The following is a 15303-nucleotide window of genomic DNA, read 5'->3' as shown; positions in this document are numbered from 1 at the left end:
CGAGTACGGAACGGGATCGGAGTGGGCGGCGGACGCTCGTCTGCTGCTCGCGGTGATCGAACGGGGCCGGTGGGAGGGCTCGTCGGAGTGTCGGCATTTGATCACCTTCACGTGCCTGGGGCGGGTCGGTTCTCCGGCTGGGGGTGGGTGCGGGACCAGGTGGCGTAGTGGGCGGCGAGGGGGGCGGCGGTGAGTCCGTGGGTCAGGACGGAGAGCGCGATCGTGATCACCGCGGTGGTCAGGAGTAGTTCTTCGTGGGGTAGCTCGCCCGGTTCTTCGACAATGAGGATGGCGAAGACGATGGTGGCGAGGCCGCGGGGCCCGAACCAGCCGAGGAAGGCCACGGTCGGGGCGCGTGGGTGCGTGCCGATCAGGGACAGCGCGACGGGAATCATCCGGACGACGGTCAGGCTCACGACCGCGTACCCGAGCACGGCCGGGGAGAGACGGCCGAGGGCGGGACCGAGCAGCACGGCGCCGAAGACGATGAAGGTCACGGCGCTGAACAGGTCACCGGCCTCGTCGATCATGTGCCCGGCGTTGCCGTCGTCGACGTCGGCACGGCGCCGGAGTGCGCCGAAGGTCAGTCCGCCGACGAACGCGGCGATGAATCCGGAACCGCCCAGCGGCACGGCGGCGGTGTAGGCGAGCAGGGCTGCGGTCACCGGCACGGTGTGCGCCCACAGCGGATCGAGGGGGCGGCGCCGAATGGAGGTCACCAGGACCGCGGCGGCGAGTACCCCTGCCCCGCACCCGGCCGCGATCCCGTATCCGATCTGCTCGGTGACCAGACGCGCGGCCGCACCGCCGCCGATCGTGCCCGCGTCGGCCTGCGCGATCGCGAGCACGATCAGGAACAGCGGCACGCAGATACCGTCGTTGAGCCCACTTTCGACGTTCAAGCCCTGACGAATCCGCATCGGCAGCACCGGGAGGGTGACCACGGCCTGACCGAGTGCGGCGTCGGTGGGGGCAAGAATCACCGCGAGCAGCAACGCCTCGGGCCAGGCGAGATCGCCGAGCACGATCGCGGCGGCACCGAATCCGGTCGCGATGGTCAGCGGCAGACCGATGCCGAGAAGCCGCGCGGGCAAGGAGATCTCGGTGCGGAGTTCGGCCAGGTCGACATGTGCGGCGTCGGAGAACAGCACCAACGCCAAGGTCACCTCGGCGAGCAGTTTGACGATCTCGGCGGTGGCGTGCACATCGACCACGCCGGCCGCCTCGACGCCGAGCAGAAGCCCGCTGATGGTGAAGACGATCGGGGCGGTGATCGGGGTGCCGGCGACACGTCCGGAGACTGCGGCGTAGCCGAGCAGGACCACTGCGATCGCGGGCAGCGCCCACGTCATGACGGCCACCCCTCACACCCGGTCGACGTCGTGGTGCCGCGAGGTAGTGTCGTCGGCCGCCTGTGCTCCGTTCGTGCTTGTCGCAGTGTTCGTTGTCCAGTGTTCGCTCGGCTGTTCATCTTGCCGGTGGAGAGGGTCGTGGGGCTCGGTTCATGTCGGGGTGCCAGGTTGCGACGGCCCAGATCACGACGGCGTTGAGGGCGATGATCGTGATCGCCCACATGGGGTAGTAGGGCAACCAGAGGAAGTTGACGACGATCGAGACCGCACACACCACCATGGCGCTCCGTCTCGCCCGGGTGGTACCGGTGAACAGGGCGATCCCGGCGGCGGTGACGATCGCACCGATAATCAGGTGGGTCCATCCCCATGCGGTGAGGTCGAATTGGTAGGTGTAGTCGATTCCGGTGACGATCACCTCGTCCTTGGCGATTGCGGACAGGCCCTGGAGCACTTCGAGGACGCCGACGGTGACGAGCAGGACCGCCCCACCCCTCGCGGACCCTTGTGCCGCATCGCGTTTGACCAGAGATTCCTCGGACATGACCGTTTCCCTTCCTGGGCAACGTGTGAAGTGTTCCGGCGGAGTTCATTGTCCTCCGGTCAGCCGGCGACGGCGGCACTTCGCGGCACGTGTGGGTCGGGAGACTGGTCGTGGCCGGCACGGGCGACCGGGCGGGGGAGGCGGATCGGTTCACCGTGGAGGACGCGGTGGCCTTCCTGTCGGCGAGACGGTGCACCGAGCGCGAGGGCGGCGTGGGCGAATCCCGCGGACGGGCTGTCCTGCGAGGTCCGTACCACCGGCAGCCGGTTCGGGGACGAACAGTCCGGCCGGTGGCGTCGTCCGCCGGTCAAACACGGGGGGTGGAGTTGCGGTGCCGTATCTCGGGTTGATCGTGCTGATCGTGTGGGTGGGCTGTCTGATCGATGTGATGTGCGCCGAGGAGTCGATTCTTCCGTCTACTCGCTGACCAGGCGCTACGCGAACGTCATTTCCTTCTGCGACCCACCCGCCCGGGATCTGCTGTGGTGTTCGTCACATTCGATGAAAGCGGTGGCGCGCCTGCTTGCGTGCGGCAATGAAGCCGCCTGCACCAGGTTGCGGCGTGTTATCGCGCGGTCCCCCTCTTCCGTGCCGATCCCGCAAATGTCCAGGACGCCACCGGTTTCCCGGTCCTGCGGGCCCTGCTCGGCGGGGTATTCGGGGCCGGTGATCCTGACGTCGTTATCCATCCGTGATTACTGCTCCAGCCCTCTGACGTCGGCATACTCTGATCAAGATCATGTTTAAGTATCGATTAGATAACGATTGCGCCGTCGATACCGTTTTGTTACTTTCCTTCTCGACGGGGGTCCGAGGCCGCGCATCTCATGGGCGCGGACCAGCCAACGAAGACGAGGTAAGGCACTGTGGCGAAACACCGCAGGACGGCAAATCGTTCACATTCCATCACCCGCCGCGTGAAGATCGCGACCGTCGCCGCGGCGACGGGTACCATCCTGATCGGCGGCGCGCAGTTCGGCACCGGGTCCGCGGCCGCCCGCCCGCTCGAGATTCCGCCTGGCCTGCTGCCGGCCGGTGTTCAGCTGCCCGCGATCGAGCTGCCCGACATCCCGGCGGCCCCGCCCGTGCCCGGCACGCCCGGGCAGGTCAACCCGGGCAGCCCCGCTCCGCTCGAGGTCCGCGCCGTGCAGCCGGTGTCCGGGACGCTGTCCTCGGGCTACGGCCCGCGCTGGGGTTCGCACCACGGCGGCATCGATATCGCGGCCCCGATCGGCACCCCGATCCGGTCCGCGGCCGACGGTGAGGTCATCTCCGCAGGCCCGGCCTCCGGTTTCGGGCTGTGGGTGCGAGTGCGCCACGACGATGGCGACGTCAGCGTCTACGGACACATCAACGAGTTCGTCGTCAACGTCGGCCAGCGGGTCGCGGCGGGTCAGCAGATCGCCACCGTCGGCAACCGTGGTCAGTCGACCGGTCCACACCTGCACTTCGAGGTCTCGGACGCGGGCGGCAACCGGCTCGACCCGAGCCAGTGGCTGCGCGACCGCGGCGTCTCGGTGACCTGGGGAGCCGACTAGAACACGCCTCGGCGGTAGTCCGTTCACAACGGCGCCGCCACCACGAAGCGCCGAAATGACTCTGCGGGACAACTGAGTTCGTCCGATGCGGTCCTTGAACTGTGGCAGACCGGGGCTTGGCCCGTGCCGTGAGAGACGGGGTCGATCGCCATCGCAAGGTCCCGGGTGTGGGTGCAATGTGGGCGTACCCGCCGCGGCCGGGACCAATCATGTCCGACACCGAATCGGGGCACGGTGCTGGTGCTACTCGTATGCGGCCGTATCACGCCGAGTGGAGAGCTCGTGGACGGTGGATGGCCCTGCCGGCGCAGGAGAGGGCGTACAGCGTGTCGGCGTCCGTCGAGGCCGGTCCGCCCCCGCCACGGCACAGTGTCATGACGGATGCGCGGGGGCCGAAGGCGCACAATCGGTGAATGGCTTTTCGGTTCGCACAGGAGACGGTCCGTTTTCTCGCGGTCTCCGATCCCGGGAGGCTGCGGCTCCGTGCCGCAACCGCCACGACGATCACCGTCGTGCTCGCGATGGTCGTGCTGCTACCGAGCACCAACGTGATCGGACAGCCACTCACCGTCGCGCTGCTCGGGACGGTCGTCGCGATGCAGTCCTCGGCGGCGGTCAAGGACAGGGATCAGCACAGCAGGGTGATCACGACGCTGCTGCTCGTGTTCCCTGCAATCGCAGCGGTGTCGATGTCCGCGGTGCTGTCGCAGTTCGGGAAGGTCGCCGATGTGGGCTTCATCGCGGTGCTCTTCGCGGCCGTCTGGGTGCGGCGCTACGGCCCGCGAGGGACGGCTCTCGGGATGGTCGCGTTCATCTGCTACTTCTTCGCGCTCTTCCTTCGGGCCGAGCCTGGGCAGATTCCCATCCTCGCCGTGTCCATCGTCGCCGGCGTCGGTATCTCGCTCCTCGTCCGTACAGTGATCCTGCCGGACCGGCCCGGGCTCGAAGTCACACGGTTGGTTCGGGCGCTGCGGGCCGCGTCGATCGATGTGCTGGAGGTGGCGTCGCGCAGGGGTGATCGGAACCTCGATCTCCTCCGCAAGAAACTCGACCGGCTCGGAAGCACCGCGCTGATGATCGACGACTGGCTCGACCGCAACGATGCAGCTCAGCTCCTGAGCGTCACGAACGATGATCTGTCCGCTCGTGTCTTCGACGCGCAAATCGCTACCGAACAACTCGTCAGCGCGCTGTGGGCTCTCGACCCGAACACGTCGTGGCCGAATGCGCTGGGGCAGGCAACCACGGCGCTGGGATCGTGCCTGCAGAACAATCCGTCGGACGACCAACTCGGCGCTGCCCGACGCCTCGCCACCGCGGCCGCAGACAGGTCCGATCCGTCGACTCCGGAGGGCATTGCGACCATTGTCGCGATGCGAGCAGTGCAAGCACACATCGCGATCCATCACATCACCAACAATGCCCTGCGAACAGAATCCGAGCCGAGGACGAAACCGGACGAGGCCGAAGAGGCGGACACCGGATGGAATCCGAGCACCAAAGCAGCGATCCAGGTAGCCGTCGCGACCAGCGCTGCAACGATTCTCGGTGAGCTCATCTCGCCCGACCGCTGGTACTGGGCGGTCCTGACGGCCTTCCTCGTTTTCACCGGAGCGTCTACCCGCGGTGAGATTCTCTCGCGCGCAGGCCACCGTGTCGTCGGCACCATCGCGGGAGTTCTTGCAGGAGTATTGCTGTCCGCGTTGGTCGGAAACAACCAGCCATTGCAGCTGCTCCTGCTCGTTGTCTGTGTATTCTTTGCGTTCTACCTCGTCACGGTTGCCTACGCATTGCTCTCCTTCTTCGTCACCGTCATGCTTGCGATGCTGTATGGGTTGCTCGGCACGTTCAGCATCGAGGTACTCGAATTGCGCATCTACGAAACGGTGGCCGGGGGAATCGTCGGAATAGCTGCCGCGTCCTTCATCTTCTCCACCGGAACGAGATCGACGCTGATCTCGAAGATCGACGACTACCTCGATCAGATGACTGCCATCATCGACACCGCTATCGGAGCCGTCGTCCAACCGGGCCGCGAATCTGACCTCGTCGCCGACATCCGGAAGCTGGACAACGCGCTGAAAGACCTTGTCACGGCGGGTAAACCATTGGAAATGGGACCGACGACGCGGACCCGTCGGGGAGCGAAACGGTTGTTGCGGATCATGACGGCCGGCAATCGATCGTCTCATGCACTCGCCCGAGCGGGGGTCAGCGCCTCTCGCAGCGAACCGGACAGCGAGCCGTCGCAGGGGACCGTGAAGGCGTTGCGCCAAGCAGCCGACGTCACCAAGGCAACCGTCGCCGACGTCAAACGCGCACTCGCCGGCGAGCACGTCGAGCCTCCAGAGAAACTCACCGAAACCTCGGCACCCGACGTCCTGCTGCAGTCGACCACCACACCCGGGCCGGTTCGCAGTGCCGTCCGCTCGCTCAGCACGCTCAACCGCACGATGGGGGAGGCATTGACGCGTGTCTGATGGCGTCGTGCGCAACCCGTCCGAAGCACACATCATGCCAGTCGAAGGGCGAAGCGGCGACTTGCCGGGGACTCGACGCCCGCGCCGAACGGCTAGATTCCGATCGCGCCGAACACCATGACAGGTCTCGGCGGCTACACGATCGGATCGGCAGGAGTGTCAGTGGGTCGTTGCTGTCGACTCAATCCGGCAGCACGTTGGCGGCCGCCGCTGCGGCGGCGTCTTTTCGGCTGGGCCACATGACTCCAACACTCTTCATTCCCTTGGTGACGTCAATTTCGGGATGTTCGAGGACGACGTCGCGGTAGGAAGGACTGCCCACGATCGCGGGCTTGTACTTGTTGAACGAGGCATCGATCTCGTCGCGAAGTCCTTGCGGGAGACCAAACTGGTCGTAGCATTCGTAGAGGCAGTCGAACATGGCGCTCCAGTGGACTTCGGTCAACCCCATACCCCGATGGGCGGTGAGCATGTCCCGCCCGCGATAGCGAACGTTGCCGCCCCATTGCGCGGAGAGGAAGTCGACGAAGTTGATGTGCTCCTTGTAGAACGTCGACTCGGACATGTGCGCCCAGATGTGACCGATATCAGGATGTGCCATACCTTTCTTGAGGGCCTCGGCAGCGAAGATGTAGATGGCGTCGTAACCACCCAACCGTTCGTACAATGATGGCTGAGGGTCGGTCGATGATGAGTTGGTGGGCGGGTGATCTGGCTGCGTCATCATGGTGCCTTCTTATCCTTCGAAAATCTGGGCGAACTCGGAGTCGGACGGTTCGGCCACCGGAGACAGCGGGCGGTTCACGACCCTCGACTTGCGTGTGTTGTCGAAGTACAGCCGGAACACATCGGGACGCGAATAGTGGCCCACCTGGTCGGCCGCATTCTTTGCCGCGAGGATGGCGGCGTAGTCGATGTCCGCGTAGAGGATGCCTTCTTCGGCAGGAGCCAGCGGTTCGGCTAGATCACGGCCGTCGGGGCCGAAAATGCGGGCATGTCCACCCCCGAGCGCCAAGAACTGCCTCTTGAGTTCGGTGTCGGCCACGAGTGCCTGGCCGGCTTCGCCGATCAGGCCGGTCGGTGAGAGGACGAAGGTCTGTCCCTCGACGGCGTACTGACGGGCGGCACCGACGTTCACCTCCGGACCCAGGGCGTTGACCACGCCCTCGAAAATCGAGAAGCTGGGCCACGCTGCTACGTGAAGCTGTTCATTCTGGGAAAACATCGCGTACTTTGCCAGCGGTTGCAGATGCTCCCAGCAGTTGAGCGCGCCTACTCGACCCAGTTCGGTGTCGATGACCTGGATGTCCGACCCGTCGCCCTCTCCGAACAGGGTTCTTTCGACGTGCGTGGGCTTGAGCTTGCGACGAACGGTCTTGGTGACGCCGTGTCTGTCGATGAATGCTTGGGAGATGTAGAGGGATCCGTTCTCGCGTTCGCTGAAACCCAGCGAAATTGCGATGCCCGCATCACGTGCTGCCTTCTCGATTCGTGCGAACTGGGCACTACCGACCTCGATGGAGTTGTCGACGTAGGGCCCGACGAATTGGGACTGCCACGCGACCGAATCGGGCCACAGGAACCACGGGTATCCGGGGATCCAGACTTCCGGAAAAGCGATTACGGCTGCACCTTCGGACGCTGCCTGCGACGCCAAGGCGATGGTCTTGTCGATGCCTCCGTCGACGTCGTTCCAAACCGGTTCGGCCTGGACGGCGGCTGCTCGGAACGTCTTCGTGTAGTCGGGCACGTCTGCCTCCTTCGAGGGGGTGTTGCGCGGTCGATGCACCGCGCTTGCTTAGACGATAGGGAGCCGTCGGCGGTCTGTTCTCGATGTTTCCTGCATCGCATCCGACGTTTCGTGCACGCCTTTTGTCTGCGGATTCGACGCTTCCCGCATGCGACGTCGGCAACTCGATCGAACGTTCTGCAACAGCCGAAGAGTGTCTATGCTCGGGGGCATGGCTCACGTGCGAGCGCAATCCGCCACCGAGTGGGCAGAGGCATGCAGCAATGCCTTCGTACCGCTGCGGGTGCGCACCGCTGAAGCCAGATTTGCAGCCACCCTCGACCGGGTGGAACTCACCTCGAGTGTTTCGGTCACTCGTGTGGTTAGTGACGGTTCGGAAGTGGTCCGTTCCGCGACGACGATCGCACACCATCCGCGAGACGATCTGTTGCTCTCGATTCACCGAATCGGTAGCGGACGCGTGCTGCAGCACGGCCGCGAGGCGATTCTCAGCAAGGGTCGGGCCTCTCTCTACGACGCGTCTGCGCCCTACACACTGTCCGTCCCCGGTCGGATGAGCGAAATCGTGCTGCAGGTGCCGCGTGGGACTGTTCCCACGACCGGGCATTCGTTCGGTGACATCACGGCGTCGGCGCTGCCGCCGTCGACAAGTTTGGTCGCGCTGCAGAATCTGCTGCTGTCGGTCGACCCGCAGGTACCTCCGCGAATCGGCTCCATGGAGAACGAGATGCTCGCGGATGCGGCTATCACGTTGCTTCGAGCCGCTCTGCTGCCCCTGGAGTCCCGGACGCCACTCAGGCTCGAGGGTCATGCGCTGGCCGTGGCGATGCGTTCCCACATCGACGACAATCTGAGCGACCCGACGCTGACGGTGGAAAACCTCGCGCGCGCACTGCATGTCTCTGTGCGGCAGGTGTACAAGGTCTTCGCCGAGCATCTGAACGAGTCACCCGGCACCTATATACGGCGTGCTCGGCTCAGACGTGCCCACAACGAACTGAGCGCCGGGTTCAGCGTCCTCCAGTCAGCTATCACAAGCGGTTTCGCGGACCCCGACACATTCACTCGTGCCTTCAAACGTCACTACGGATTCCCGCCGTCGGCGCTCAAGCGCATGCACCAATGAGACAACGACGGTGATCGCCCGCTTACGTGCCCGGCTGGATCCGACGGCGAGGTGCAGTTTCTCTCCACCGCGCGCGGAGCACCGCGGAGACGACTCCGTCGGCTTTGACACCTCCGGTGTCTGTATCGAGCGACGATCTCACTTCGAACTGAGACGCGCCTTCGGCAGCGATTCCGGACAGTGCAATCCATCCGGACTCTGGTGGTTCCTTCGCGACGGATGGGCCGCCGGATTGATGGAGGGTCAACCGCGCCAAGTACGAGGCTCGAAACGGCGCATGGTTCCGGAGCAGCGTCGTGCCGACTTGCCTGCCCGAGGCGGCGTTGGGCCGGACCGAGATCCGACGGAGCCGAGGTCCGTGCAGTCACTCCGTTTCCCGCGGCGTCGGCTCCTCTTGCTGGTCGAGGACGCTGACGGTGACGCCGTAGGGGAGGAACCGTACCGAACGGTGAGGATCGGTGTTGTGCTTGTGCGCCCGGAGGGCATCGAGTTCGGTGGCATACACCTGCTCGACGCGGGCGACGCCCTCGCCGTCGACGGTGTAGATCGCCCACACGCCGTCGCCGGTCTCTCCGGTCGTCTCCGGTTTCGACGCGGTGCGTGGCGGCCGGGCGAAGTCCGCGAACACGCCCGTCCACGGGATCTGGGAATCCGCCTGTTCCAGGAACCTGACGATCCGGTCCTTGACGCCCTGCAATTCCTCGCCGGCCTCACGGATCACGCGGTCGAGATCGTCGGGGTCGAAACCGAACGGCCTGTTGTCGCCCATCACTGTCTCCTGACTTCGGCGGGGTACCTCCAGTGTGGTCGCGGATGCCGATCGGCGCCACGAGGGTCACCGATCGGCATCCGAGCCGCAGGGTGTCGCCGCCTGCGGAGGGGCCCTCAGGCGTCCGGTGCCGCGTAGACGCGGTCGCCACCCACATAGGTGAGGACGGCCCGGGTCTCCGCGATCGTGTCGGCGGGTCCGGTGAACGGATCCCGGTCGAGGACGACCAGGTCGGCGAGCTTGCCCACCTCGATGCTCCCCGTGTCGTCGAGGTGGTTCACGTACGCGGACCCGGCGGTGTAGGCGGTGAGTGCGGACGTGAGGTCGATCCGCTGCTTCGGGAGGAAAACCGGGCGCTCCTGCCCGTTCCGGCCCGGCAGGACCCGATTGACCGCGACGTGGATCCCGTGGAGCGGGTCGGCACTGCTGACCGGCCAGTCGCTGCCGGCCGCCAGCGTCGCACCCGAGCGCAGCAAGGAGCCGAAGGGATACTGCCGCTGGGTCCGTTCGTCGCCGAGGAACGGGATCGTGAGCTCGTCCATCTGCGGTTCGTGGGCTGCCCACAGCGGTTGCATGTTCGCGGTGGCACCGAGCGCGCGGAAGCGGGGGATGTCGTCGGGGTCCACGACCTGCAGGTGGGCGAGGTGTGGGCGGGTGTCGCGGAACCCGTTCGCGGTCCTGGCTGCCTCGACCGCGTCCAGCGCGTCACGCACGGCCCGGTCGCCGAGCGCGTGGAAGTGCACCTGGAATCCGAGGGCGTCGAGCTCGGTGACGTAGCCTCGCAGTTCGTCCGGGTCGACGAAGCTGGTGCCGGAATGTGTGGTCGCGCAGCCACATCCATCCAGGTACGGGGTGATCATCGCCGCGGTGCGGGATTCGGCGACACCGTCCAGCATGATCTTCACGGTGTCGGCTCGCATCCTCCCGACGCGGAGACGAGCACGTCGCTCGCGCAGGTCGGGGATCTGCTCGGATCCGCGGTCGCGATCCCACCACAGGGCGCCCGCCACCCGCGCGGTGAGGGAGCCGTCGCCGGCGGCGGTCAGGTAGGCGTCCGAGACGTCGGAGATGCCGGAGGTGTCACCGAGCAGCGCGTCCTGCCAGGCGGTGATGCCGAGCGAATGCAGGTACTGCTGGGCGTGAAGCAGTGCCGCGAGCCGATCGTCGGAGGTGTGCTGCGGGGTGTGGCAGCCGACCAACTCCATCGCGGACTCCTGGAGCATGCCCGTCGGTTCGCCGTCGGCGTCGCGTTCGATGCGGCCGCCGACGGGATCGGGAGTATCGCGGGTGATTCCGGCGAGCGTCAGGGCCCTCGTGTTCGCCCATGCCCCGTGGTGGTCGCGATTGGGCAGGAACACCGGCCGGTCCCACACGACGGTGTCGAGGAGTTGCGCCGTGGGTGTGCCCCCGTCGAACGCCTCCATCGACCACCCGCCGCCCACGATCCACGGCAATTCCGGGTGGGCGTCGGCATAGCTGCGGACGGCAGCGAGGGTGGAAGCGGCATCCCTCGTGCCGGTGAGGTTGCAGCGGGCGTACTCGAGGCCCGCCACCACCGGATGGATGTGTGCGTCCTGGAAGCCGGGCAGCAGGAGCCTACCGGTGAGGTCGACGACCTCGGTACGGGCGCCGATCAGGTCTCGGACCTCGTCGTGGCCGACGGCCGATATCCGGCCCCCGGTGACGGCGACCGTCGTGGCTCGGCGGCGGGCCGGATCGAGGGTGGCAATCGCTCCGCCGGTGAAGACCAGATCTGCGGGTCGTGCTGACATCGAGAATCTCCTGTCGGGAAGTGCTTTCGTCGGTATTCGGTGCACGCTGCGGTGCGATGGTCAGGAACGGGTGGTGACGGCGCCCTCGACGGGTGCACCGAGCAGGTTCGCGTCGTCGGCGTCGGTTCCGCGGCCGGTGACGAAATAGGGCGATCGGCGCACCCATTTCGCGTGCGCGGCCACCATCAGTCCCGAGATCACGACCAGAATCGGGAACAGCAGCTGAAACCACCCGTTGGTCGCGCTGATCTCGAGATGATCGGCCGAGGTGTAGAAAATCCAGCCCAGATATCCGCCGAGCGCCAGCAACACGAGGGCACTGAGCGCGGGAAACACGACCGCGCGCAATCCTTCCCACGGATGTACCCACAGGAGTCCGCGGAACCGCACAGCGGCCGCGAGTGCCGTCAGGCCGTACCAGAGTGCGACCACCAGTCCGATCGAACTGATGCCCGCACCGAGAAGATCGCTCAGCTTGGGGATGACCGTGGCCAGTAGCGCGACCACGGCGGAGATGCCGCCGAGCAGCACGGTGCCGGCCGCGGGGGTTCCGTAACGGGAATGCACACGGGTCCACACCGGGCCGAGGGTGCGGTCCCTGCCCATCGCGAACAGTCCACGGGCACTGGGTATCACGGTGGCCTGGAGTGACGCGACGACGGAGAACATCAGCGCCACCACGGGGAGCGCGGCCAGCGGCTGATCGGCGAGCGCCTCGCCGAGATACGCGAGTCCGACGGTCCCGTTGTCCGCGAGTTCCGCCGGGGTGAGGACGCGCTGGAACGCCACCGCGCCGAGCAGGAACAAGCCGAGGACCATGACGACGGTGATCACACCGGCGCGGGACGCGTCGCGCGGATCGCGCACCTCCTCGCTCACGCTGAACGCCGCTTCGAAACCCCAGTAGAAGAAGACCGCGATCACCATGCCCTGCGCCAGCACGGCGAACGACGGAATCGCGAAGGGGTTGAACCAGGAGAGCGAGAACGGCTGGCTCCCGGCGAACAGCCCGTACGCGCAGAAACCGATCAGCACGACGTACTCGAAGACGAGGAGGTATTTCTGCAGTCGCGCCGCGACCGCGACGCCGCGGACGGCGGTGAACGTCACCGCTCCCAGGATCGTGAGTCCCAGCAACGTCGACTGCAGTGTGGAATCGGGATCGAGGGGGAGTCCGGCGATACTGTGCACGCCGGCCATGCCGCCGAGCTGCAGGATCGCGGACCCGGCGATCGCGGTGGTGTAGGCCATGAACACGACGACGGCGACGATGGCCATCCAGCCGGTGAGGAAGCCCAGCCACGGACTGAGGCTGCGGCCCACCCAGACGTAGCTGTTGCCGCAATTGGGTTCGACCCGGTTGAGCCGGGCATATCCGCTGGCAATTCCCAGAATGGGGACGAAGGCCAGCAACAGCACCACCGGCATCTGGAGCCCGACCACGGCGGCGACGACTCCCAATCCGACACCGATGCTGGTCGTCGCCGCGGTACTCGAGGCGGCGATCGCGATGCCGTCCATGACACCGAGGGATTTGCGGAAGGCCGTCGCCCTGGGCGCGCCGGCTGCGCCGTCGTTCACTGTTGCCATCTGCGTCGCTTTCGCTCGAAGGGTGGGGAGGGTGCGATGCCACGCGCCGATCCGGACTTGTCATGCCCGGTGCCTGGGCTTTCGCTCCCTGCCTGTGACATGCAACACTGTCGGTGTCGACACGGTCAACGGTGTTGGCATAAGGCAGATGCGAGGGGAGGAGCCCCGGAATTGGCGAAGCAGATGGTCTCGGACTCGCCCAGGAGGAGGCGTAGGCCGACGAAGCAGGGTGTGGTTCTCTCGGAGCAGGCGATCATCGAGACGGCGCTGCGGTTACTCCGGCATCACGGCAGCGCAGGGTTGTCCGCTCGCCGTCTCGGGGCTGCGCTGGGGGCCGACCCGAGCACCCTGTACCGGTACTTTCGCGGCATCGACGACCTGACGTTGGCGATCGCCGACGAGCTGATCGGCCGGTCGTTTCACGGGTGGGAACCCACGGGGGACTGGTGGCGGGACCTGTACGCACTCGGAATACGTTCGCATGCGGCGTATCTGGACCACCCGCAGGCGGCAGTCCTGTCGGCCAGCCGAGTCAGCGGCCGCGCCTCCGAGCAAGCCGCAGTCGACACGATTCTCGGAATACTGCGTGAGGCGGGCTTTCCCGACGGTGCAGCCGTCCGCCTCTACCGCGCGTTCGTGGATCAGATGCTGGCGTTCGCCGCACTCGACGGCGCCGAACTCGCGCTACCCGACGACGTCCGCGAGTCCGACCGGGAACTGTGGCGGTCGTCCTACACGCAACTGCCTGCTGAGACCCACCCGAACATCGCGGCGACCGCGGGACTTCTGGTGGGACTCGCCGACCGCAGTGCGTATCCCGACGCACTCGAACTGTTCCTCGACGGCGCACGCACCCTGCTACAGCGACTCGACGCGGCGCGGCCCCCGGCGGGCGCGTGACCGACGGCGGACATCGCCCCTCCGGCCGTAGAATTCATCGGGGAGAATCTGATGCGCTCCAGTCGTCGAATCGTGTTGATCGCTGCCGCCCTTGCCGGCGCCGCTGCGGCTGTCGTGGGCGTGTCCGCCGCACGGACCCGGGACGTGCCGCCCCCGGTTGTGGACGGCGAGTTGCGCTTCGACCGGGCGGCGCGCGACGCCGCCGCCGACGACTTCGGGCCTGGTGCGCAGGGTGCCGGCGGTCGTTCTGCTGCCGGGTTCCACCGCCGACATCGCCACGACGATCCGCTGGGCCGCGAAGCGAGGTTGCACCTTCGCCCCGCAGGGGCAGCGGCATTCGGTGTGGGGACGATCGTCCGCCCCGGGCGGCATCGTGGCCGATATGACCGCGCGGCATTCCGTCGGCCAGGTCCGGGACGACCGGATCGTCGTCGGCGCGGGCACGACGTGGAGCGAGGTACTCGCCGCCACGCTGCCGCAGGGAAAGACCCCACCGGTGCTCACCGACTACCTCGGACTGTCGGTCGGCGGGACACTCGCCGTCGGGGGTGTCGGCGGCGCGACCTGGCGGCACGGCGTCCAGAGCGACAACGTCGTCTCGATGGTCGTGGTGACCGGTTCGGGGCGGACGATCACCTGTTCGGCGGAGCGCAACACGGACCTGTTCGACGCGGTGTGCGCGGGCCTCGGCCAGGTGGCCGTGATCACCGAGGCGACGCTCGCACTCGTCGCGGCGCCCCGGCAGGTCCGCAAGTTCGTGCTGTCCTACCCGGATCTGGCGACGATGCTGAGCGACCAGCGTCTCCTGGTATACGACGGCCGCTTCGATGCGGTGCAGGGGGCGACTCCGGCGGCGCCGTCCGGTGGTGTGGCGTTCCAGGTGGATGTCGCGAAATTTTTCACCGGAAACCCACCGGACGACCAACTCCTACTTTCCGGCCTGTCCGACGATCCGGCCGGGCGGACACCGAGCACGATTCCGTATGCCGACTACCTGAACCGGTTTGCCGGGCTGGAATCGGCGTTGCGCGCCAACGGCCAGTGGTTCCACCCGCACCCCTGGATCACGATGTTCATCGGTGACTCCCGGGTCGCGGACGTCGTCGACGACGAGCTGCGCAGCATCGACGCTGCCCACGACCTCGGCGTATTCGGCCAGATCGTGCTCTCCCCGATCTTCACCGGGGCGATCACCAGCCCGCTGCTGCGCACCCCGTCGGCGGATCTGTGCTTCGCGTTCAACCTCGTCCGGGTGCCGACGACCGCCGGCCGTGGCGACGCCGACCGGCTCGTGGAATCCAACCGGGCCGTATACGAACGAGTCCGCAGCAACGGCGGCACGCTCTACCCGGTCAGCGCGTTCCCGATGTCATCCGAGGACTGGCGCCTGCACTTCGGGCCCGCGTTCGACCGTCTCCGTAAGGCCAAGCGCACATTCGACCCCGATCACGTCCTCACCCCCGGCTACGAGATCTTCGACGA

Annotated in this window: 13 protein-coding genes and 1 pseudogene; 5 read left to right on the top strand and 9 right to left on the bottom strand. The window is 66.6% G+C overall.

Going from position 1 to position 15303, the window contains the following annotated elements; translation table 11 throughout:
• Nucleotides 1-107: 107 nt before the first annotated feature.
• The 3 genes from ACFU5V_RS12525 to ACFU5V_RS12515 form a co-directional block, all read right to left on the bottom strand.
• Nucleotides 108-1352 carry a cation:proton antiporter gene (locus ACFU5V_RS12525; protein ID WP_378699478.1) on the bottom strand — a complete coding sequence of 415 codons (1245 nt, stop codon included), beginning with the start codon at nt 1350-1352 and terminating at the stop codon, nt 108-110.
• Nucleotides 1353-1467: 115 nt separating this feature from the next.
• Nucleotides 1468-1896, bottom strand: a complete 429-nt coding sequence (locus tag ACFU5V_RS12520; protein WP_378699476.1) for a hypothetical protein — start codon at nt 1894-1896, stop codon at nt 1468-1470.
• Between the two features lie 434 nt (nt 1897-2330).
• On the bottom strand, nt 2331-2585 hold the full coding sequence (locus ACFU5V_RS12515; protein WP_378699474.1) for a hypothetical protein: 255 nt from the start codon (nt 2583-2585) through the stop codon (nt 2331-2333).
• Nucleotides 2586-2762: 177 nt separating this feature from the next.
• Between ACFU5V_RS12515 and ACFU5V_RS12510 the strand changes: the two genes are divergently transcribed.
• Complete coding sequence (locus ACFU5V_RS12510) at nt 2763-3434, top strand: M23 family metallopeptidase (RefSeq protein WP_378699472.1); 672 nt, start codon at nt 2763-2765, stop codon at nt 3432-3434.
• 413 nt (nt 3435-3847) lie between these two features.
• Complete coding sequence (locus ACFU5V_RS12505; RefSeq protein ID WP_378699470.1) at nt 3848-5914, top strand: FUSC family protein; 2067 nt, start codon at nt 3848-3850, stop codon at nt 5912-5914.
• 181 nt (nt 5915-6095) lie between these two features.
• On the opposite strand, the gene ACFU5V_RS12500 is transcribed toward ACFU5V_RS12505, so the two are convergent.
• Both ACFU5V_RS12500 and ACFU5V_RS12495 read right to left on the bottom strand, forming a co-directional pair.
• Nucleotides 6096-6641 (bottom strand): group 1 truncated hemoglobin, encoded by a 546-nt coding sequence (locus ACFU5V_RS12500; protein WP_378699467.1) that lies wholly within the window; start codon nt 6639-6641, stop codon nt 6096-6098.
• A 9-nt stretch (nt 6642-6650) separates the two neighbouring features.
• On the bottom strand, nt 6651-7664 hold the full coding sequence (locus tag ACFU5V_RS12495; RefSeq protein ID WP_378699465.1) for a carbon-nitrogen hydrolase family protein: 1014 nt from the start codon (nt 7662-7664) through the stop codon (nt 6651-6653).
• 211 nt (nt 7665-7875) lie between these two features.
• Here ACFU5V_RS12495 and ACFU5V_RS12490 point away from each other — a divergent pair, with 211 nt between their 5' ends.
• On the top strand, nt 7876-8790 hold the full coding sequence (locus tag ACFU5V_RS12490; protein WP_378699463.1) for a helix-turn-helix domain-containing protein: 915 nt from the start codon (nt 7876-7878) through the stop codon (nt 8788-8790).
• Nucleotides 8791-9154: 364 nt separating this feature from the next.
• Here the strand turns inward: ACFU5V_RS12490 and ACFU5V_RS12485 are convergent, their stop codons facing one another.
• The 3 genes from ACFU5V_RS12485 to ACFU5V_RS12475 form a co-directional block, all read right to left on the bottom strand.
• A complete protein-coding gene (locus ACFU5V_RS12485) occupies nt 9155-9559 on the bottom strand; it encodes a hypothetical protein (protein WP_378441982.1) in 405 nt (134 codons plus the stop codon).
• 116 nt (nt 9560-9675) lie between these two features.
• A complete protein-coding gene (locus ACFU5V_RS12480) occupies nt 9676-11331 on the bottom strand; it encodes an amidohydrolase (RefSeq protein WP_378441980.1) in 1656 nt (551 codons plus the stop codon).
• Between the two features lie 60 nt (nt 11332-11391).
• Complete coding sequence (locus ACFU5V_RS12475) at nt 11392-12921, bottom strand: APC family permease (RefSeq protein ID WP_378699461.1); 1530 nt, start codon at nt 12919-12921, stop codon at nt 11392-11394.
• A gap of 171 nt (nt 12922-13092) precedes the next feature.
• On the opposite strand from ACFU5V_RS12475, the gene ACFU5V_RS12470 reads away from it, so the two are divergent.
• A complete protein-coding gene (locus ACFU5V_RS12470; protein ID WP_378699459.1) occupies nt 13093-13821 on the top strand; it encodes a TetR/AcrR family transcriptional regulator in 729 nt (242 codons plus the stop codon).
• Here the strand turns inward: ACFU5V_RS12470 and ACFU5V_RS12465 are convergent.
• Nucleotides 13780-14133 (bottom strand): hypothetical protein, encoded by a 354-nt coding sequence (locus ACFU5V_RS12465; protein WP_378699643.1) that lies wholly within the window; start codon nt 14131-14133, stop codon nt 13780-13782. The genes ACFU5V_RS12470 and ACFU5V_RS12465 overlap by 42 nt on opposite strands.
• Between ACFU5V_RS12465 and ACFU5V_RS12460 the strand changes: the two are divergent.
• Nucleotides 14045-15238, top strand: a pseudogene (locus tag ACFU5V_RS12460) (FAD-binding protein); the annotation flags it as partial. The gene ACFU5V_RS12465 and the pseudogene ACFU5V_RS12460 sit on opposite strands and share 89 nt — an antisense overlap.
• Between the last annotated feature and the right edge of the window lie 65 nt (nt 15239-15303).

The organism is Rhodococcus sp. NPDC057529 (assembly GCF_042802055.1).
Taxonomy (GTDB): Bacteria; Actinomycetota; Actinomycetes; order Mycobacteriales; family Mycobacteriaceae; genus Rhodococcus_F.
Note: the sequence above shows the minus strand (reverse complement) of the source record. Positions and strands in the feature narration are given on the sequence as shown.

Bases quoted from the DNA above. Each gene is read 5' to 3' on its own strand.
- ACFU5V_RS12485 (WP_378441982.1), bottom strand. From the start codon at position 9,559: ATGGGCGACAACAGGCCGTTCGGTTTCGACCCCGACGATCTCGACCGC.
- ACFU5V_RS12480 (WP_378441980.1), bottom strand. From the start codon at position 11,331: ATGTCAGCACGACCCGCAGATCTGGTCTTCACCGGCGGAGCGATTGCC.
- ACFU5V_RS12515 (WP_378699474.1), bottom strand. From the start codon at position 2,585: ATGGATAACGACGTCAGGATCACCGGCCCCGAATACCCCGCCGAGCAG.
- ACFU5V_RS12475 (WP_378699461.1), bottom strand. From the start codon at position 12,921: ATGGCAACAGTGAACGACGGCGCAGCCGGCGCGCCCAGGGCGACGGCC.
- ACFU5V_RS12500 (WP_378699467.1), bottom strand. From the start codon at position 6,641: ATGATGACGCAGCCAGATCACCCGCCCACCAACTCATCATCGACCGAC.
- ACFU5V_RS12505 (WP_378699470.1), top strand. From the start codon at position 3,848: ATGGCTTTTCGGTTCGCACAGGAGACGGTCCGTTTTCTCGCGGTCTCC.
- ACFU5V_RS12525 (WP_378699478.1), bottom strand. From the start codon at position 1,352: ATGACGTGGGCGCTGCCCGCGATCGCAGTGGTCCTGCTCGGCTACGCC.
- ACFU5V_RS12490 (WP_378699463.1), top strand. From the start codon at position 7,876: ATGGCTCACGTGCGAGCGCAATCCGCCACCGAGTGGGCAGAGGCATGC.
- ACFU5V_RS12520 (WP_378699476.1), bottom strand. From the start codon at position 1,896: ATGTCCGAGGAATCTCTGGTCAAACGCGATGCGGCACAAGGGTCCGCG.